Annotated in this window: 10 protein-coding genes (1 of these 10 cut by a window edge); 8 read left to right on the top strand and 2 right to left on the bottom strand. The window is 64.4% G+C overall.

Features of this window, described 5'->3' with window-relative positions; translation table 11 throughout:
- Positions 1-165 precede the first annotated feature (165 nt).
- From GRX31_RS20540 to GRX31_RS20515, 6 genes are read left to right on the top strand one after another with little or no spacing between them, the layout of a single operon-like run.
- Positions 166-1,284, top strand: a complete 1,119-nt coding sequence (locus tag GRX31_RS20540; protein ID WP_160854521.1) for a LuxE/PaaK family acyltransferase — start codon at positions 166-168, stop codon at positions 1,282-1,284.
- Entirely contained in the window at positions 1,281-2,777 is a 1,497-nt protein-coding gene (locus GRX31_RS20535) for an acyl-CoA reductase (protein ID WP_160854519.1), read from the top strand. The genes GRX31_RS20540 and GRX31_RS20535 overlap by 4 nt, the downstream gene beginning before the upstream one ends.
- A gap of 1 nt (position 2,778) precedes the next feature.
- A complete protein-coding gene (locus tag GRX31_RS20530) occupies positions 2,779-3,564 on the top strand; it encodes an ABC transporter ATP-binding protein (RefSeq protein WP_160854517.1) in 786 nt (261 codons plus the stop codon).
- Positions 3,561-4,322, top strand: coding sequence for an ABC transporter permease (locus tag GRX31_RS20525; RefSeq protein WP_016450562.1), 762 nt, complete (start codon positions 3,561-3,563; stop codon positions 4,320-4,322). The genes GRX31_RS20530 and GRX31_RS20525 overlap by 4 nt, the downstream gene beginning before the upstream one ends.
- Before the next feature lie 38 nt (positions 4,323-4,360).
- Positions 4,361-5,371, top strand: coding sequence for an ABC transporter substrate-binding protein (locus tag GRX31_RS20520; protein ID WP_160854515.1), 1,011 nt, complete (start codon positions 4,361-4,363; stop codon positions 5,369-5,371).
- Between the two features lies 1 nt (position 5,372).
- Positions 5,373-6,170: an SDR family oxidoreductase gene (locus GRX31_RS20515; protein ID WP_047219665.1), complete on the top strand. Its 798-nt coding sequence runs from the start codon at positions 5,373-5,375 to the stop codon at positions 6,168-6,170.
- Positions 6,171-6,177: 7 nt separating this feature from the next.
- On the opposite strand, the gene GRX31_RS20510 is transcribed toward GRX31_RS20515, so the two are convergent.
- Both GRX31_RS20510 and GRX31_RS20505 read right to left on the bottom strand, forming a co-directional pair.
- Positions 6,178-7,995 carry a methyl-accepting chemotaxis protein gene (locus GRX31_RS20510; protein ID WP_160854513.1) on the bottom strand — a complete coding sequence of 606 codons (1,818 nt, stop codon included), beginning with the start codon at positions 7,993-7,995 and terminating at the stop codon, positions 6,178-6,180.
- Between the two features lie 93 nt (positions 7,996-8,088).
- Positions 8,089-9,282 carry a helix-turn-helix domain-containing protein gene (locus GRX31_RS20505; RefSeq protein ID WP_160854511.1) on the bottom strand — a complete coding sequence of 398 codons (1,194 nt, stop codon included), beginning with the start codon at positions 9,280-9,282 and terminating at the stop codon, positions 8,089-8,091.
- A gap of 1,434 nt (positions 9,283-10,716) precedes the next feature.
- Here GRX31_RS20505 and GRX31_RS20500 point away from each other — a divergent pair.
- Together GRX31_RS20500 and GRX31_RS20495 are read left to right on the top strand one after the other, a co-directional pair.
- Positions 10,717-11,292 (top strand): hypothetical protein, encoded by a 576-nt coding sequence (locus tag GRX31_RS20500; RefSeq protein ID WP_160854509.1) that lies wholly within the window; start codon positions 10,717-10,719, stop codon positions 11,290-11,292.
- Positions 11,271-19,865, top strand: partial view of a CARDB domain-containing protein gene (locus GRX31_RS20495; protein ID WP_160854507.1) — the start only. 8,814 nt of this gene lie beyond the right edge of the window; only the first 8,595 of its 17,409 coding nucleotides appear in the window; it begins with the start codon at positions 11,271-11,273; its stop codon lies off the right edge, out of view. Before GRX31_RS20500 ends, GRX31_RS20495 begins: the two co-directional genes overlap by 22 nt.

Genomic DNA, 19,865 nt, shown 5'->3' with positions numbered 1-19,865 from the left:
AAGATAGCTCTCCGCTCCGGGGTGCACGCCAGTGCTGAGATCCACACCCGAGAACTTGAACCGGGTCATTCCGGCGGAAGAAGAGCTTGCACCCCTGCGTGGCCGCCCATGCGCCACGGGCGGGGCGCCTTCGGAGCATCACGTCCCAGCTCTCGAAGGAATTCCATGGACAAGGCCCGGCCCCAGGCGGCTTCTCTGGTCGCAGACCTGCTTGCATTCATTGCCATGGACGGCTGCACCGACGAGCAGTTCGATGCACTGGCCCTGCGGCTGTTCGCCTACCAATACGAATCGAATGCGCCGTTTCGCAGCTTCTGCCAGCGGCGCGGCGCCACGCTGCGCAATGTGAAGACCTGGAGCGACATTCCCGCCGTGCCCATCGATGCGTTCAAGGCCATGGAGCTGCGCAGCGAGCCGGCCTCGCCCGCGGAGCGCGTGTTCATGACCAGCGGCACCACGGGCCAGGCCAAGGGACTGTCCGCGCGCGGGCGCCACTTCCATCCAGCGCTCGATGTCTACGATGCGTCGATGACGCGCAACTTCGCGCAGCGCTTCATGGCCGGGCACGAGCGCCTGCCCATGGGCATTCTCTTTCCCGACGAGCAGGCCATGGCCAACTCTTCGCTGGCCCACTACCTGGCGCTGGCCAAGACGGAATTCGGCACTCCCGACAGCCGCTACTTCCTCACCCCCGACGGCCTGGACATGCCCGGCCTGTGCGCCGTGCTGGAGGAATCCGAGCGCAGCGGCCGCCCCTATGCGCTGCTGGGCGCCAGCTTCAGCCTGGTGCATGTGATGGACGCGCTGCGCGAGCAGGGCCGCAGCTTTTGCCTGCCGCCGGGCAGCCGCATCCTGGACACGGGCGGCTACAAGGGCCAGTCGCGCGAGCTGCCGCTGGAGGACTTCTACGCCGACCTGTCCCGGCTGCTGGGCGTGCCGCGCAGCCACTGCATCAACATGTACGGCATGACCGAGTTGAGCACGCAGTTCTATGACGACGGAAATGCCACGCTGCCGTCGGTCAAGTCGGGGCCGCACTGGATACGCTCGCGCCTGGTCGAGCCCGTCACCGGCCGCAGCGTGGCGCCCGGCGAGCGCGGCATTCTCGTGCACTGCGACCTGGCCAACTACAACGCGGTCACCACCATCCTCACCGAGGACGTGGGCCTGTGGGCCGGCCATGGCGAGAACAGCGGTTTCCTGTTGCTGGGGCGTGCCGAGGGCGCAGCGGCCAAGGGCTGCTCGCTGGCGGTCGATGAATTCGTGAAGGCCGCTGCTGCATGAACATCGAGCGGATCACGGCCGGCTACCTGCCCGAACTGCCTGGTTTGCGCGAGGACGAGGTGCAGTGGCATGTGCTGCCCTTCGAACGCGGCGGCGTGCGGCTGGAAGTCTCCGTGCCCCTGCTGACCGGCCCGCAGATGCATGCGCTGGCAGCCCACGTGCGCCGTGCCGCAGACCGCCACCTCAGGTCCATGCCCGTGGCCGAGATCATCGACGCCATCGACCGTGCCATTGCCCGCCTGCTGGACCGCAGCGATCCCTATCGGCGCCAGGCCGAGGCCTGGCTGCCCGTGGTCAGCGGCTATGACGCCGACATGGTGCGCCTGGGGCTGACGGGCTTCTTCAAGACCTTCCGCGCCGCGCAGCTGCGGCGCTTCGTGGCCGAGGACTTTGCCAACCCGGCCGTGCTCGACGGCTTCCAGCCCGCGCCCAAGGGCGGCGCGGTGCGCGCCTTCGGGCCCGACCTGCTGATGCATAGCTGGGCCGGCAATGTGCCTGCGCTGTCCCTGTGGAGCCTGGTCTGCGGCCTGCTGGTCAAGGCGCCCGCCATTGGCAAGCTGGCCAGCGCCGAGCCGCTGTTCGCGGGCTGGTTCGCACGGCTGCTGGCCGAGGTGCATCCGCCGCTGGCCGATTGCCTGGCCGTGGTGTGGTGGAGCGGTGCGGGGGGTGTGGATGGGGCGGATGGCGCCGATGGCGCGGATGGCGGTGGAGCCGCCGCGCTCCACGCCGAGGCCGACACCGTGCTCGCCTACGGCGGCAACCAGACGCTGCAGGCACTGCGCCAGCGCCTGCCCGTGACCACGCGCTTTCTGCCGCACGGCCACAAGCTGGGCTTCGGCATGGTGGGCGCTGCCGCGCTGGACACGCTCAAGGCGCCCGCCGTGGCGCGGCTGGCGGCCTGGGACGTGATGCGCTATGACCAGCAGGGCTGCTACTCACCCCATGTCTTCTACGTGGAGCGCGGCGCCCCCGTCTCTGCGCGTGCCTTTGCCGACTATCTGGCGGCCGAGCTGGCCAACCTGCAGCGGCGCTTTGCGCGCCGGCCGTTGGAGCTGGAGGAGGGCGCCGCCGTGGCCCGCTGGCAGCAGTCCGTGGAATGGTCGGGCGACGCGCAGCAACTGCTGGGCCCGGTGGATGCGCCCTGGAGCGTGGCGTACAGCGACAGCCTGCAGCCGCTGGCGCCCACGGCCCTGTACCGCACGATTGCCGTGGTGGGCGTGGACCGCCTGGATGACGCCGTGCCCGTGGTGGCCGCGCAGCGCGAATACCTGCAGACGGCCGGCATTGCCGCCTCGCCCGAGCAGCTGTACCGCCTGGCCGGCCTGCTGGGGGCGGCCGGCGTCACGCGCATCAGTGCCATCGGCTCCATGAGCATGCCCGAGGCCGGCTGGCACCATGACGGCCGCTTCAACCTGCTGGACCTGGTGCGCATGACCGAGATAGAGCAATCTGCCGAGGCGGCGGCGCAGCCGTTTGCGCCGTATGCGGACTGACATGGCGAACCTGCAAGAGGGGGCGGACGGGGCTGCAACCATGGCGTTTCTCGATGTCGAGCAAGTGGTCTTCACCTACCCGGGCCGCCCGCCCGTGGTGGACGGCGTGGACTGGCGCGTGCAGGCCGGTGAGGTCCACTGCCTGCTGGGCCGCAGCGGCTGCGGCAAGACCACCTTGCTGAAGCTGGCGGCGGGGTTGCTCAGGCCGCAGTCGGGCCGCATCCTGCTGCGTGGCGCCGAGCTGGCCGAGCCCGGCCCGCAGCTGGGCTTCATGTTCCAGGCGCCCACGCTGCTGGAGTGGCATACGGCGCTGGGCAATGTGCTGCTGCCCGTGTCGCTGCAAAGGCGACCCGCGCCGCAGGACGAACAACGCGCCCTGGCGCTGCTGCAGCAGCTGGGCCTGGCCAGCCATGCGCAGCGCCATCCGCGCCATCTCTCGGGCGGGCAGCAAAGCCGCGTGGCGCTGGCACGGGCGCTGGTCCTCGATCCGCCGCTGCTGCTGCTGGACGAGCCCTTTGCCGCGCTGGACGCCATCACGCGCGCCGAGCTGCAGGATGACCTGCTGCGCACCTGCCGCGAGCGCGGCACCACGGTGCTCTTCGTCACCCACGACATCAACGAGGCCGTCTACCTGGGCGACCGCATCGCCCTCATGCACGGCGGGCGCATCGTGGCCGATATGGCGGTCGATCTGCCCGCGCCGCGCACCCAGGCCATGCGCCACGGGCCGGCGTTCAACGAACACTGCGCCCGCGTGCGCGCAGCCCTGGACAGGACGGCGGCATGACGGTGTCCTTGTTCCATGCCCGCCTGCTGGCCGCCGCGCTGGCGCTGGTCCTGCTGGGCCTGTGGGAGCTGCTGGTGCGGCAATGGGGCCTGTCCGCCCTGGTGCTGCCGGCGCCCTCGGCCATTGCGGCATCGCTGTGGACGGGGCTGGCCACGGGCTATTTCTGGCCGCACATCTGGGCGACGCTCCAGGCCCTGCTGCTGGGGCTGGCGGCCGGCAGCGCGATCGGCCTGCTGGCGGGCATGGCCCTGGCTGAATCCGAGCTGCTGGAGCGTGTGCTCAAGCCCTACGTGGTGGTCAGCCAGGTCGTGCCCAAGCTGGCGCTGGCGCCGCTGTTCGTGCTGTGGTTCGGCTTCGGCATGCTGCCCACGGTGCTGATCACGGCGCTGATCTGCTTTTTCCCGCTGATGGAAAACACCCTGACCGGCCTGCGCCAGGTCGATGCCCAGCGGCTGCAGCTGTTTCGCATGCTGGGCGCCACGCGGCTGCAGACGCTGCTGCGCCTGAAGCTGCCCACGGGCCTGCCCGCCATTCTTGCGGGCCTGCGCGTGGCCGTGGTGCTGGCCCTGGTCGGCGCCGTGGTGGCCGAGTTCATGGGCGCCAGCCGGGGTCTGGGCGCCGTGGTCATCGCCGCCCAGGGAATGATGGACACCACCCTCATGTTCGCCGCCCTGGTGCTGATCGCCGCCATGGGCCTGCTGCTGTACCAGGCCTGCCTGGTGCTGGAGCGCCGGCTGCTGCGCTCGCGCGCCGCCTGACCGTCCTGAACACTTCCGAAACCTTTTCCCCAAGCGCCATGCACACACCGCAATCCCCCTTCCTCACCCGCCGCAGCCTGCTGGGCGCCTCTGCCGGTTTTGCCGGCCTGGCGCTGGCCGGCAATTGCCTGGCCGCTCCTGTGCAAGGCAAGATCCGCCTGGCGGGCTGGAGCAAGCCCATCAGCGAGATCACCAACATCCTGGCCGAGCCCGACAAGGGCTTCTTCAAGGCCCAGGGCGTGGAGCTGGCCTACCTGCCCGGCGCGGGCGGCGGCGACGCCATCCGCAACATGCTCAGCGGCCAGGCCGATGTGGCCTTCACCGACCCCGGCTCCTTCTTTATGGCGCTGGACAAGGGCGAGAAGCTGGTCGCCATCTACGACATCTACCCGCAGAACGTGTTCAACGTGGTCTCGCTCAAGTCGGCCGGCATCCGCAAGCCGGCGGACCTCAAGGGCAAGAAGATCGGCGTCTACAGCCTGTCCAGCGGCACGCGCCAGAACCTGCTGGTGATGCTGCACCAGGCCGGCCTCAAGGAGTCGGACGTGACCATCGTCGTCACCGGCCTGCTCAACTTCGCGCCGCTGATGCAGGGCCAGGTCGATGCCACGGCCGCCACCGACACCGGCCTGGCCGTGGGCCTGCGCAAAGGCATTGGCGAGGTCGATGTGATGCAGGTGCGCGACTACCTCAACATCTCCAGCGACATGTTCGTGGTGCGTGAGGACACGCTGCGCGACAAGAAGGACCTGCTGCGCGCCTTCCTCAAGGGCTACCGCGACAGCGCCGCCTGGATGATGGCCAACCCTGAGGAGGCCGCCACGCTGGCCGGCAAGCACGCCATCGACGGCACCCAGCGCGACATCAACCTGGACGTGATCCGCCTGCGCAATGCGTCTTCGCAGCCGCTGCAAGCCGGCAAGCCGCTGGGCAGCTTCGACCTGGCCGCCCTGCAAAAGGGCGCCGACGCCTACCGCGCGCAGGGCATGGTGCAAAGGCAGATCAAGGTGTCCGACGTGGTGGACACCAGCCTGCTGCCCGGGGCCTGAGATGGCACAGCCGTCTTCCCTGGGCCTGCAAGGCAAGGTGGTACTGGTCACCGGCGCCGGCCGCGGCATAGGCGCGGCCATTGCCACCGCCTTTGCGCGCGAGGGCGCCACCGTGGTGGTCAACCACCTGTCCAACGATGCTGCCGCCGCGCAGACCGTGGCGGCCTGCCAGGCTGCGGGCAAGCAGGCCGGAGGCGATGCCTGGGCCATCAAGGCCGATGTAGGCTCGCAGCCTGCCGTCCAGGCCATGACCGAGGCCATTGCGCGCGAGGCGGGCGCCATCGACATCGTGGTCAACAACGCCTTCAGGCCCTATGCCTTCGATCCCGAGCGGCGCAGCCGTTTCGACGACCTGGACTGGAGCGACTACCAGGCCCAGTACGACGGTGCCGTGGGCGCGGCCTTCAACGTCTGCCGCGCCGTGCTGCCGCAGATGCGCCAGCGTGCGCGGGGCAGCATCGTCAACATCGCCAGCAACCTGGTGGAGCACCCCGTCGTGCCGTACCACGACTACACCACGGCCAAGGCCTCGCTGGTGGCCTTCAGCCGCAACCTGGCCAGCGAACTGGGGCCCGTGGGCATACGCGTCAACTGCGTGGCGCCGGGCCTGGTCTATCCCACGCAGGGCACGCAGGACACGCGCGAGTCCTTCCGCGAATCGCTGATGGCCGCCACGCCGCTGCGCCGCCTGGCAAGCCCCGAAGACGTGGCGGGGCCGGTGCTGTTCCTGGCCTCGGAACTGAGCGGCTTCATGACGGGACAGGTACTGTTCGTCGATGGTGGCCTGGTGATGCGCTGAGCCTGTTCTAGAACTGCTCCCACTCATCGGCCTCGGCCATCTCGGCCATTCCGGCCGCCGTGGCGCGGCGGGGTGTTGCCGCCTTGGCGGGCAGCGCCACAGGCGCGCTGGAGGCCGCAGCCGCTGCCGCGCGCAAGGGCTTGGCGGGGCGGGGCACGGCAGGGGCCAGCGCGGGAGACGGCCTGGCGGTCTGTGCACGCGCCGGCACGGCCGCTGCCACTGTCGTGGACTTGGACAGGGCGGCCTGGGGGCGGGTCGCGTTCTCATCCAGCCGGAACACGCTGACCAGTTGCACCAGCTGCGCGGCCTGCTTGTTCAGGCTGTCGGCAGCAGCGGCAGACTCCTCCACCAGGGATGCGTTGTGCTGCGTCACCTGGTCGAGCTGCTGCACCGCGTCGCTGACCTGGGTCACGCCCTGGGACTGCTCCTGCGTGGCGGCACCGATGTCGGAGATCAGTTCGGCCACGCGGTGCGTCTGGGTGACGATGTCGTTCATGGTGCTGCCGGCCTCGGCCACCTGGCGGGAGCCGGCGGCGACCTTGCCCACGCTCTCGCTGATCAGGCCCTTGATCTCCTTGGCCGCATTGGCGCAGCGCTGGGCCAGGGAGCGCACCTCCGAGGCGACCACCGCAAAGCCCTTGCCCTGTTCCCCGGCACGCGCGGCCTCCACGGCGGCATTGAGCGCGAGGATGTTGGTCTGGAACGCAATGGCGTCGATCACGCCGATGATTTCCCCGATCTTGCGCGAGCTGTGCGTGATGTCCTCCATGGTGCTGACCACGCCATGCACCACCTCGCCGCCGTGCACGGCCGTGGCGCTGGCCGACTGGGCCAGGCCCGAGGCACTGCGCACCGTGTCCACGTTCTGCTGAATGGTGGCGGTCATCTGCTCCATGGAGGCAGCCGTTTCCTCCAGGTTGGCGGCCTGCTCTTCCGTGCGCGCGCTCAGGTCGGCGTTGCCCGAGGCGATCTGGCTGGCGCCCGTGGCAATCGATTCGCTGCTGTGGCGCACCTGGCTGACGATGTCTGCCAGGCTGGCGCGCATGGCCTCCAGGCTGGCCAGCAGGCTGGTGGTATCGCCCCGGCGCAGCTGCACGTTCACCGCCAGATTGCCCTTGGCCACTTCCTGCGTGACCTGGGCCGCGTAGGCCGGCTCGCCACCGAGCAGGCCCTTGATGCGGCGGGTGATGGCCCAGGCCACCAGCGCACCCAGCAACAGCGAGGCCAGGGCCAGCGACAGCATCTGCCGGCCGGCGGCCAGCGATTTGCCTTCGGTGGCCTGGGCCGTTTCCGTGGCACGCACCTGCTGGTGGGCCAGCATGTCGTTGATGGCGGCAAAGAACGCGTCCTGCTGCCTGCGGAACTCTCCGCTGCTGCCCAGCATGGCCGAGACGGTGGGCAGGTCATGCCGCATGGCCGCGGCCATGAACTGGTCCAGCAGCGGCAGGTAGGCGGTGCGCGCATTCCTCATGCGGTCGTACAGGGCGATGCCCTGCGGCGTGCTCAGTCCCTCGCGGAACTGCTCCATGAGCTGGCCTATCTTCTGGCGCTGCGTGTCCAGCGTGGCCTTGGCCAAGGCCTTTTCCGCAGGGTCTTCGATCAGCGCCAGACTGCGCACGCCGCGGAAGATGAACTCCACCGAGCTCTTGACCTCCACCAGCCTGAGCAGGCTGGTGATGCGCGTGTCGGCCAGGTAGGAGACATCGTCCGAGGCCTGGATCAGCCGCGCTCGGCCCAGCAGCGCAATCGACAGCGCGATGAGGATGAGAACCGAGAAACCCAGACCCAGCATGGAGCCCGTTTTCATATTCTTCAGATATTTCATGCGTCTTCCTTTGCGTCCTACTTTGCGTGTTGCTTCGGGTGATCGGTAGGGCCTGAATACACGCCCGTCATATGCATTCCAGGATTTTTCAAATCAGTTCAGCCGGTGGTGCCGAACCCAGGCCGATGGCGGTATCCCATAATGGCCGGAAAAATCCCTGGAAAATGTGGAGAGGGAGGAATATCCAAGCCGGGAGGAAATCTGTCCTATGCTTTGATCCGTGGTCAGCAAGGATTCCGCAGCCAGGTGGATACGGCTTTGTCTTATATATTCACCAATGCTGCATGATCGGCTATGGCGAAATGAAACTTCCAGCGTGCGGCGGCTGACGCGGCAATGGTCGGCAATGGACTGCACCAGCAGTTTCTTGTCCAGGTTGTCTTCTATGTATTGAAGGGCGCGTTTCACATAGGCAGGTTCCAGGTCATGCAACCGCGCCTCGTCCATGGCCGTGAATCGTGATTTCTCCAGATAAGGACTGATGGCCATGCTCTTGAGTCGCATGATGTTCAGCGCCTTCAGCGTGGACAGTGCGCCCGCGAAATCGCCCTGCGTTTCCTGTATGTGGTACTCATAGACCAGCGCATTGCGGTACAGGCCCTCCAACTGGTAGGTCTGCGCCGTGGACTTGGCCAGTACGGCGGCCTGCAGCGCCTGTCCGTACTGGCGCTTGCTGCAATGCACCAGCGCACTGCTGAGCCAGGCCCAGCCTGCAATGGGCGGGTTCTTGGCCTGGTAGTGGATGCCGATGCGCTCAATGGCGCGGACCACGGCGGCAGCCTCGCGCCGGCCCGACTCCAGCCCCTTGAGCGACAGCCGCAGCAGCTCGCTGTACGGCCAGGCCAGGCCCGCTGGCAGCTGGCGGCCCACATTCCCCAGCAGGTCCTGCAAGGCAGCGCTGTCGGGCGCAGCGGCACCCAGCTGGACCAGGCCTGAATCGGGCGGCGGCCCGCACCACAGGTCCTGGTGGTTTTTATAAAGAAAGACCTTCCAGAGGATTTGCGCCCTGGCCCAGGTGATCAGGGCGGGGAGCCAGGGGCTGTCTCCGGGCACCATTTGCGCAAAATCATGGTCCTTGCCTTCGATCAATTGCAGGGCGGTATCGAGCTCGCCCAGCCGGCCATGCGCCAGCGCCAGCACATAGGTGGCGCGCACCAGGGCCTCGGGCGGCAGCAGCGCGGGATTGGCCATGGCCGCCGTGGCCAGTGAAATGGCATTGCGCTCCTCACCCAGCTGGCAATGGATGAAGGCCGCTGCGATGCGCGACGACACCGCGCGGTCAGGCATGCGGTGCAATTCGAAAATCGCCTGCGCTTCCTGAATATGCCTGAGTACCAATGATGGATATATCGGCGGCTCCGGCCATTTGCAGGCCTGCAGCAATTGCTCGGCCCGGCTGATTTTATTGTTTCCCTGATCAGTGCGCTGGTGATGGTCGGATATTATTCTCCACAATCTGGATGCGCTCTCATCTGGGTGGCCGTGGATGTTGTGCGTCAAAAGATGGATTGAGTAAGAATTCTTGCATGAAAAAATCAATGATCCGGCTCGATTGATGCATTTTCATGATGAATGCATCTGTGGGGTGGCGCAGGCCATGTCCCATGGGAAACACTGATTGACTGGAGGAATCTTACAGGCTGAATAAACAATTGTTTACATTTGGAAAAGCTTTCTCTTGTCAGATTGCGCAGGCGTTTGTCTTTTTGCGAAACTTTCTCCGGCTCCATTGACTTAATTCGCTGATGCGGCTCGGTTTTTCTGATGGGAAAAATCACAAAGGCCCGCGAGAAAATCCCTGGGTTTTCTAGGGTTGTCACAAGTCGAGTGATATGCGGCCCGCATGTGGGCGGGGTGGATCTGGATCTGGGCCGGTACCTGCCAAACAAGGGCGTCGTTGGCCGAGCTGGTGGCCGGCCTGGGCGATCACTGTTGTCGAAGGCGGCAACGCACGAACCCTTTGAGGGCTTTGCGCAATACGCAGGCGTGCACTGCGTGATCGCAGCGGTGACCTGCATCCGGATGCGAGCCCCCTCCAGCCTTGATGAGCCACGAGGCCAGCCAGTTTGTCAACATGCTGGCGCTGATGACCTTAGCCTGAGTATCGTGCCTTCTCCACTTGCCCCGCCGTGCCCGGGGCAAGCTGAAGCCCAGGCCGTTGCGGGAGTCCCGCTATCAGCGTCGGTTGGCTTTGGCTGGGGCAGCGATGGGGCAGGACATGGCAAGCGATGCAGGGTACGTGGCGGGTGCTGCGGCGCGGCATTGGGAGCAGGGCGGGTGTGGTTTGGCGAGGCTACGGTGAGCGCGTCGGCATTCTTGCTAGCCAAGCTCCGGCAATTCCTCTGTTTCCACATACTCCAGTTGATTCTGTCGATCGCAGCAATGCGGTGAAATCGAGAGTCTGGAGCGATGTGCTGCATTGATTGCCTTTTGTCAGTCGACGCTGCCTTGATTCATGGGCGGCTGCTGCATTGCACAATTCAGTGATATGCTTCGCACAAAACGTTACGTATAAAGCGTGTTGTCACGATGCCCGTGTTTGGCAGTCCATGGATCCATGTCATGGATTGTTCCTGGGGTGTGGGGCATTTTGAGTCGATAAGTCAACAGGCATGTTGCCGGGCGGATCCTTCGATCAGGACCCTGAAAAAAATAGTGGACAGTTGCCAGCTTTTTGCTTAGGGAGCAAGCAAAAAGGTACGTGGCATCGCGGAGGAGAAGATGAAAAGTATCGAGAGGGGTATTCCAGCCTTTGTGTTGCTGGCAATGCTTTGGAGAGGGATTCTGAAAAAATTCTGGCTGGTTGCGACGTTTGCCGCCAGGCGCTCGGTGGTGTTCGCTGTTTGGCCAGTCAACCTATCGGGCGCTTCAGCATCTGCTTGTGCTGCACTGACATTGTTGGTGTTTGCTGCGTGTGTGCTGCCGTCGATGGCATCGGCCCAGCTTGCACAGCCAGGCGAATCCGGGATTGCCATCAATCGTTGGCGCTGGGCAGTCGCCGATCAGACTGAATTGCGCGTGGTCGCCCTGGATGTCAGGCGGCAGCAGGTGGTGGTCAAGTGGGGTGCGAACGATCTGACCGTACTCCGAAGAGGAATGCAGGTCCCCGGGTTGGCTGTGGCTTTGGAAGAGGTTTCCGGCAATTTGGCAGTGTTCCTGCCTGTGAATCTGCCTGGGCGGGAGGCTGTCGAAAGAATCGAGATCGCTTTGGTGGATGGCCTTCAGACGACACGGTTGATTCGGTTTCAAGCCCCCGCTCGTTCAATGAAGGACGGATGGATGGTCGTGTCGCCATGATGCGGGCGGCGGTGCGCGGTTTTTTGATTGATCTCTGCAAGACCCGGATTCACAGGGCAGGGATGGGCGCGGCCCGCACTTCGATGGCGCATGGCAGGCATTCGTTGACAGCGCTGAAAAGCGCTTCTCCGTACTGGCCCGTTTGCATGTGGCTGATGGGGTTGGTGTGCAATGTCGTTGCGCTCCTTGCTCTTATGTCGCTTCCGGATTTTGTGCAAAGCGCTGCCGCATCTTCGCAATTACATCCAGCATCGTCTGGCGTGCGAAGAGCGTCTGGCGATGCTCCCGGTCTGGCCCGCTTTATCCGCGACGAGAAAGGCGTCAGCATCATCGAGTTTTCCGGTGAATATGGCATCGATCTGGTGGCACCCTCGGAAACGGTAGGCAAGGAGTTCTTTCGCACACATGCCGATGTCTATGACTTCCTTGTGGTGTTTTCGAGCTTCGAATACCCCACTGCCTCAGCCGACGGAGAGAACGCGTTGGCTTTTCACCGGGGCGTGCGCAACGACACGGCCGGCATAGGCATCAAGCAATTTGATAACTCACACGCGTATGGCAGCAAGGGCGTGTTGCAAAGCTATATCGACATGGCAGCGGCTTCCCGCTGGGCAAGCGCAACGTCCAGTGCTGACTATGAATCCATGCTCTCCACCTTTGCGCATGAGTTGCAGCATCGCTGGGGTAGCCACGTCAAATTCCGCGATTGGAATGGGCAGATCAGCTCTGCCTTGGTAGGAAAGGATGGCTCCCACTGGAGCTATCTGCTGGACAGCCAGGGCTCGGTGCTTTATGGCGCGAGCTGGCGTGACAACGGTGAGGGCTCCTTCACAGCGATTGACACCCAGAGCAGGTACAGCCCGCTGGACTTGTACCTGGCTGGATTGATCGGCAAGGACAAGGTTCCTCCCTTCTTCCTCATCGAAGCGCCCGACGTCGATGGCAACGCCCTGCCCGCCCCGTTGGGAACCACCATTCGGGGCACCAAGCGAATCGTCACGATAGACGACGTCATTGCCGCTGAAGGCCCGCGCATCCCTTCTGCCGACGTATCTCAGAAGACGTTCCGATTCGGCTTCATCTATCTGGTACGGCCTGGGGAAACCATCGATCCCGCAGACCTGGATGTGGTGGCTCAGGCTCGCCGGCAGGTCGGCCTGCGTTACAACGCTCTGACCCATGGCCTGGGCGTGGCCAATGTCTTTGCCGAGCCGCCGCAGACCACCTCTCCGGGTGTCCCCGGCACCACCTTGCCTCTCGATGTGCCGGGCCCCGCCAACCCTGGCAACAGTGCAGCCGGACTTTCTTGGCTGAAAGCGCAGCAACGGTCCGACGGCTCCTTCATGGATGCAGCCGGACTTGCGCCGCGTGACACACTGCTGGCCCGTTCGTTTTTGCGTGCCTCAGACCCCGTCTACAGGGGGCTGGGGCCGGCCGGCGCCTGGATAGCGGCCCGGCCACCGGGCAACACCGATTTTCTGGCCCGCAGGCTGATCGAGAGCACGGCCGGTGAGCGCCGTGCCGAAGATGTCTCGGCCCTGCTGGCCACCCGCAACCACGACGGCGGGTGGGGCCTGGGCGAACGCCTGCGCAGCAATCCGCTGGACACTGCGTTGGCGGTCCAGGCCCTGCGCTTGGTCAACGCCGATGAAAGCGTTCTCAGGCCTGCCGTGCAATTGCTGGTGTCTTGGCAGAACCCGGACGGCGGATGGGGCAACGCGGCCACAAGTCCCAGCCGTGTCCATGTTTCGGCCCAGGTGCTCAAGGCCCTGGCGGGCCTGACCAGTGCCCAGGCGCCGATCGCCAGCGTGCAGCCTTTTCTCAAGAGCAGGCAAAACACCGACGGCGGCTTTGGCGACGGTGCCAGCTCCATTCACGACACGGCCCATGCCTCCATGGCCATGGCCGCTGCAGGCTTCGGCTCCGAGATCAGTCTGCCCGCAGCGCAGCGCTTCGTTGCCGAGAGCCAGCGGATGGACGGGAGCTGGCAGGGTAGCGTCTACAACACCGTGCTGGCACTGCAAATGCTGCGCAGCGCCGCCAGCGCCAACCTCGCGATCGGCAATCTGCAGGCCTCTTCGCTCCCGATTTTCGATGGGCAGCGGGTAACCCTGTCTGCCAGGGTCGTCAATGCAGGTTCCCTCCAGTCAGAGGCCAGCACGGTCCGCTTCTTTGATGGGGACCCCGCCGCAGGAGGTATCGCCATCGGCTCTCCCATTCCCATCGCGGCCTTGGTAGGTGGAGACGGCACCACTGTTCAAGCCACTTGGAACACGACGTCGCGCGCCGGCTCGCGCACGGTCTTCGCCGTTGTGGATTTCGAACAGGCGACCGCCGACTTGAGCCGGCAGGACAACGTCACCTCGCTGTCGCTGGTGGTGGAGAGCGCCAATCCGCTGGCGGACCTGCTGCTGGGCGATGGCGATGTGCTGGCCACGCCCTCGACGGTGAAAAACCTGCCGGCGACCCTCCAGATCGACGCACTCGTCAGCAATGCCGGCATGGCCGCCGTGAAACAGGCCAAGGCCGTGCTGTGGAGCGGCACCGGAGCCGACCGCGTGCGCCTTGCAGAGACCGCCTTCGACCTGGCCGCGCGCGCCACGACGGCGCTGCAGTTCAAACCCACGCTGTCCGAGCCGGGGGTAACGGTCTATACCGTGGAGCTGGACCCTGATGGATTTGTCAAGGAAGCCACGCGCGCCAACAACAGCAGTTCCGTGACGGTCAGGACGGCCGGCGGGGTTTCCCTGGCGGTGAGCAAGGCCGATATCTCCTTGAACCCCGACGCGCCACGGCCCGGTGCGGACGTGATGTTCACCGCGCGCCTGCGCAACTCCGGCACGCAGGACTCGTCATCCTTCAATGTGCGCTACGGCATCCAATCGGGCGCGGGCACCGCGGTGTTGCTGACCAATGTGGTGCAGATCGCAGCGGGCAGCACCGTGGAGCAGCAGATTCCCTGGCGCGCGGGACCGGGCGGCGACTACAGCTTCATCGTCGAGATGGACCCGGAGAAGGCGAGCGGTGATGGCGACACTTCGGACAACGCTGCGGCGCTGGCCTTCAAGGTGGCTGCGAAGGCAGGTCTGAACCTGGCGGTCAGCTACAGGGACTTGGCGTTCTCACCCAGCCCTGCGCTCGAAGGCTCGGTCATGACGCTGAGTGCGCTCGTGCGCAATGTGGGCGATGTGGACGCCACCGCCTTTGATGTGGAGTTTTTCGACGGCGACCCGGCTGCCGGAGGTATCTCCCTCGGCGCCACGCGCGTGGCTTCCCTGGCTGCCGGCTCCAGTACCACGGCGACCGTGAACTGGGAAGTTCCAAATGCCAGCGAACGCCTGATTTTTGCCGTGGTCGATCCGAAGCGCTCCCAGCCGGAGGAGATCACGCTCGACGACAACGTGGCCTTTGCGTCGCTGAGGGTGTTGACGCTGCCGGACTTTGCGGTTTCTCAGGGCGCATTGAGCCTGGCGCCGCCGTTGCCCAAGCCGGGCGAGGCCGCCACCCTTGCCGTCACGGTTGCAAATCTGGGCGACCAGGGCGCCCGCAATTTGGTGGTCAGCGCCTTCAACGGAAGCCCGGCCGCAGGCATCCGGCTGGCGCCCGATGTGACGGTGCCCGTACTGGCAGGAAAGGCTGGCGCGACGGTGCATTTCTCGTTCGATGCTCCGGCTGGTGCAGGCCTGTCCTCCATCACGGTGGTCGTGAACCCCGACGCTGCCATCAAGGAGCGTGTGAAGGACAACAATACGGCGACCATTTCTCTGGCCACCCAGGCTGGCGACTATGCTGTGTCGGAAGCATTCATCTCGCCCAATGGGGATGGCGTCAAGGACAGCACGGTGCTCAGCTACCGTCTGCCAGCGGCCATGGCCGTGACCATCCAGGTATCGGATGACCAGTTCCAACTGGTGCGCACGGGCCGACCGGCCGGCTCCGGTGCCTCCGGCTCGTGGTCCTGGGATGGGCTCGACGATGAGGGCCGGCTGGTGCCGGATGGCCGGTACGAGCTGGCGGTGCGCAATGCGGACGGTCTGGTTCTGGGTGGCGCCACGGTCGAGATCGACACCAACCGCAGCTCCCTGCTGTCGGTCATGGGGACACCGCTGGGCATCAACGCAGGCCTGACCTGTTCCCTGCCCAGAAATGTTCCCGTGGAGTCGATACGCGAAGGCTCGGGTTTCTATCTGAACGTGCCCACCGCGCAGGATGTCGCCATCGACCTGCCCGCCGGCATCTACCGTCAGGACGACTGGGGTCGGGGAATGCATCTGGTGCTGGGTGGCCTGTCCCTGCCAGGCGATGTTTCCGGCGCTCCCTCCGGGTGGCGCTCCTTTGTTGCGGACGAGCAGGGTACGCGCCTTGTGGCATACAACTCTGACTTGGAGCATTTGGTTGTGTCCGGCGGGGAGGGGGAGGGGCGCAAACTCATTTCCACCCAGGCTCTGCGCTCCCTGATCGGTCTGTCCCATGACGGCAGCGAGGTGTTCGTCCATTTGGGCGACGGCAACCTGGGCGCAATCCACATCGGCACGGGAGCCGTGCGTGCACTGGGGGCGGAATCTGTTTACGACGTACGACTTTCGCCCGACAGGACACGATTGCTTGCCGAGGCCAGCGCTATCGGCACGCTGTTGGTCAACCTGGTGAACGGCCATGTGAGGGCATTGCCGAATGACCACCGATACTATTGGTCGCCCGATGGGCGCCTGGTGGTGGGGCAGACGCCGACCGAACTGCTGGTGCTGAATGCCGACGGCAACGAGTTGCGTCAGGTCAGCCTGGAAAACGTGGTGGGGCAGGAGGCATGGTCCGAGGATTCTGCAGAGCTCTACCTTCCCGTCGCGCCGGACTGCACTGTTTCGGAGGATGGCGCTTCCAGGCGCTGTGCCATCACGATTCGCCGCATTGAAATCGTGTCCGGCCGTGTGACCGATATCCCGCCGTTCTTCGAAACCTTTGACATGGCCAATGGCCGCCCGGGCTCGCCGATCGTGCATTTGGTGGCTGTACCCGGTCGCCATGAAGTGCTTGCCAGCGTGAGCATGGGAGGGGACATCGGTGCGTCTCGAAGTGCTGTACCAGTCACCGCCAGTGGGGCCGTCGTGCGTGCGCAAAGCGGCCAGGACGCTCCCCGCTACCGCCTGATCTATCTGCGAAGCCCCCATGCGGTTTCCTCCCTGGCTTTCGGCGAAGCGCCGCCCTTCGTCCAGCCGGGATATGAGGGACTCGACCGCAGTGGCGTGAGCCGATTCATCGAATATGGCCGCGGGATACAGTACGAAGCCTGGGACAACCCGGGGCAGTTGTCCTCGTGTGTTCCCTTTGGTGATCGCCAGCCGCGGGACACCTATGTTTTCCGTACCCTTGCCAACCTGCAGACCGATCTCGCTTTGTCGCGCCGCGCCGATGGTGTGTCTGTCAAGGTGCACGGGGGCGTGGCGGACAGGAACTTCGCTCGCTATTGGCTTGACTATGCCAGCGATGATGCGCCTGAGACTTGGCATCCCATCGCCCCGCCCAGCTCCACGCCCCTGTGGGACAAGGATCTTGCCATGTGGGTTTCGCCAGGCGTGGGCCGCTACACCGTGCGGCTGATGGCGGAGGACCGTGCCGGCAACCGCCGACAGAAGCTGCGCCGTGTTGCCATTGCCCAGGCAGGCCCGCCGATTACCAATGTGGTGCGCGAGCCGTCCCATATCTCGCCCAATGGCGATGGCACCAAGGACGTGATGAGTCTCACCTACCGGGTCCTGGAGCCCGTGAACCTGGAGTTCAGTGTCTTCAATCGACAGGGTGGCCTGGTTCGGACGTTTTTACGCAACCATCCGGCCGGCAATGTGGATGCCTCCATTGTCTGGGATGGCCGCGACGACAACGGGCAGATCGTGGTGGATGGCGAATACAGAATCCACGTGGTGGGCTTTGATTTCTTTGTCCATCTGGACAACTCGGCACCTGTCATCAATGAATTGAAGAACGAGACACCGTTCTCTGACTGTCTGGGAAGCATCTGTCGGAGGACGCAATTGAGCTGGGACGTATCGGACGCCCATTTCGATTCAGTGCAGCTGGAGGTAAGTGATGGCAGCAATCCCGGCCGCTGGAGCCCCTATGGACTGCGCGCCGATGAGAGCAAGAGGCAACGCCATGTGAATCTTCTGTCGCTGGCGGACTATGCAGGAAAGCGTTATCGGCTGACTGTTGTTGATCTGGCCGGTAATCGTACGGTTGCGCAGTTTGCGCCTGCCCAGCAGGAATTGCGTTTGATTCTGGCCGGACAGATTCTCGAGCGGGACTTGGAGGAGGAGGAGGTGCCTGCGCCGCCGAACCACCACGGAAAAATGTTTGAAGGGCGGGAGGTGGCGCTGCGTCCTGCTTCGGGCATCGCACTGATTTTTGCGGAAACGCTTGATGATCCGGTGGTGTCCGTGTCCTTGCAGTTCAATGAAGAACAGCTCGCGAAAAAAGGCGAGTGGCTTGAGCAACCCCATCTGCAGGTGTATCCCATAGGGGATGGCCAGGATGTGCTGGTGGAGACGCGCGGCCTGGCCAACCAGGTCCATCCGATATGGATGCCAGAACGCTCGTCCCTTGAGGGTGATGCACCCATTCCTAAGAATTACGGTCTTGTAGGTTTCTACAACTCCAGCATTGCTGCGGACAAGGGTGTGAGCATGCGTCTGAAGCTCACCGGCAAAAGCGGTACTCAGTACTTCACGAATGAGATCGTGACGAGATCCGGCAACAAGCTGTCAATCAATGCCACCGGTCTGGGTGAGACCATGCTGGGTGGTGTTGTCGATCTGACAACAAGCCGGGTGGCCAAAAAGCTGGAGGTCTTTGTCTCCAGCCCGACCGATGCCTATCACGCCATCGAACGACGCATCCTGCTGCAACAACTCAACTCCATTGTTCCGCCTGACACCACCTTCGGATTCCAGCAAAGCGGCCGCTACGTGTCCTGTGCCGGGTATAGGGTGCGTGCGCTGGTCACATTCGACAATGGCAGCACGATGCAGGCGGAAGACAGCATCCAGGATTGTGGTGGTGTCGATTTCCAGATCAGACCGAATTTCGCCGCTTCCTGCGAGGCAGATGCCCCGCACCAGTTGCATGGCGTGGTGAGACCCATTCCTGCGGAGTTGGTTACAACCCCCTTGCTGTCATTGGAGGTCTTTGCCGACGTTCCCACCGGCGGGCGGCAACTGGTTTTCAACGTGGTCAATCCGCGGTACCAGGACTATGAATTCACCTTTGACCACCGTGGCCTGCCGGAGGGAGAGGGGGTCTTCACGGGGATCACGACGGACCGCGATGGCGTGAAGCGCCATGGCTCGTTCAAGGCCCCTGTGGACCATTCGCCTCCCGCATGGCGCATTACCTATCCGCAGGAAAACCAGCGTGTGTGCGCGATTCCTGAATTGCACAAGGCCGGCAGGGACAGGGAGGACAAGATAGTCAACGCCCTGCGGCCCGAAGTGGAAATCGAAGATGCCGCCGGTTTTGACTACCTGCAGGAGTTCCGTCTGGGTGATGATGAGTACGCACCCTGGCAGCCTGTTAATGGAGCACTGCCCAGCATCCATGGGCCGGACCCTCGTGATGAAACAGGTGCGTCGGCAAGCACGCCGTATGTCTCGAACGAATTTGCCACTTCACCCAAGATCCTCTCGCGTCCATACATGAGTGCGAAGCGCCTTGCAGGCCCGCTGGGTCCGATCGTGAATATTTCCGGTCAGGTGACCAGCCGGATAACTGTATTTGACTGGTCTGGCGCGCAGTCTTGCCGGCAGGTCAGGTTCTACCTTGACGGAACGCTGGAGGCCGGACCGGCCTCCGTGGACAGGCGGCTGTTTTCGCCAGGCACTGCCAGCACCCTGGATTCGGTGATCCTGACCATCCAGCCTCTGGAGCCCATGGCGGTGACTGTCGTGGTACGTCGTGTGGTGCAGGGCAAGCTGGTGCCCGTCGAGAGCGGGGGGCTGGTGCGGCAACTGACCAACAGGCTGTCGGTGTCCGCAGGTACCCGTGACCTTGTTTGGGATGGGCGCAACGATGCGGGCCAGTACGTGGAAGATGGCTACTACACCTTTGATGTCACTTACGAGGATGGCTGTGGCAACCTGAAAGCCCCGGATCCCGACAACGAATTGAATCTGCTGCGCAGCAGACTGCAGGTCGAGGTGGACAGGACGGCGCCCGCGCTGCTGCTGGACAAGCCATTGGCCGGAGAGGTCACGCAGTCGTTCCTGGACATTGTCGGCAGTGCCACGGACAAGAACCTGCTGCAGTGGATTCTGGACTACAGCCAGGGCGACGCTTGGACCGCGCTGGCCTCGCAGACCTCGGGAGTCGATCTGCGCAAGCTTGCAGCGCTGGATGCCAGTTCGCTGGAGGGCGTGGTCACGCTGCGCTTGCGGGCTTTCGACCGAGCGGAGCTGAGCTCTGAGCTCACCCGCGACCTGAAGCTCAAGGCCCCCGTGGCACTGCTTCGCAAGTTCTCCGTGACACCCGACACCTTCTCCCCCAATGGAGATGGCCGGCTGGACAGCGTGCGCGTGACCTATGAC

The organism is Delftia sp. CH05 (assembly GCF_009827015.1).
GTDB lineage: Bacteria > Pseudomonadota > Gammaproteobacteria > Burkholderiales > Burkholderiaceae_C > Comamonas > Comamonas tsuruhatensis.
Note: the sequence above shows the minus strand (reverse complement) of the source record. Positions and strands in the feature narration are given on the sequence as shown.

What these genes read in the sequence shown, in the direction of transcription:
- GRX31_RS20540 (WP_160854521.1), top strand. Translation starts at nt 166, where the DNA reads ATGGACAAGGCCCGGCCCCAGGCGGCTTCTCTGGTCGCAGACCTGCTT.
- GRX31_RS20535 (WP_160854519.1), top strand. Translation starts at nt 1,281, where the DNA reads ATGAACATCGAGCGGATCACGGCCGGCTACCTGCCCGAACTGCCTGGT.
- GRX31_RS20530 (WP_160854517.1), top strand. Translation starts at nt 2,779, where the DNA reads ATGGCGAACCTGCAAGAGGGGGCGGACGGGGCTGCAACCATGGCGTTT.
- GRX31_RS20525 (WP_016450562.1), top strand. Translation starts at nt 3,561, where the DNA reads ATGACGGTGTCCTTGTTCCATGCCCGCCTGCTGGCCGCCGCGCTGGCG.
- GRX31_RS20520 (WP_160854515.1), top strand. Translation starts at nt 4,361, where the DNA reads ATGCACACACCGCAATCCCCCTTCCTCACCCGCCGCAGCCTGCTGGGC.
- GRX31_RS20515 (WP_047219665.1), top strand. Translation starts at nt 5,373, where the DNA reads ATGGCACAGCCGTCTTCCCTGGGCCTGCAAGGCAAGGTGGTACTGGTC.
- GRX31_RS20510 (WP_160854513.1), bottom strand. Translation starts at nt 7,995, where the DNA reads ATGAAATATCTGAAGAATATGAAAACGGGCTCCATGCTGGGTCTGGGT.
- GRX31_RS20505 (WP_160854511.1), bottom strand. Translation starts at nt 9,282, where the DNA reads ATGCCTGACCGCGCGGTGTCGTCGCGCATCGCAGCGGCCTTCATCCAT.
- GRX31_RS20500 (WP_160854509.1), top strand. Translation starts at nt 10,717, where the DNA reads ATGAAAAGTATCGAGAGGGGTATTCCAGCCTTTGTGTTGCTGGCAATG.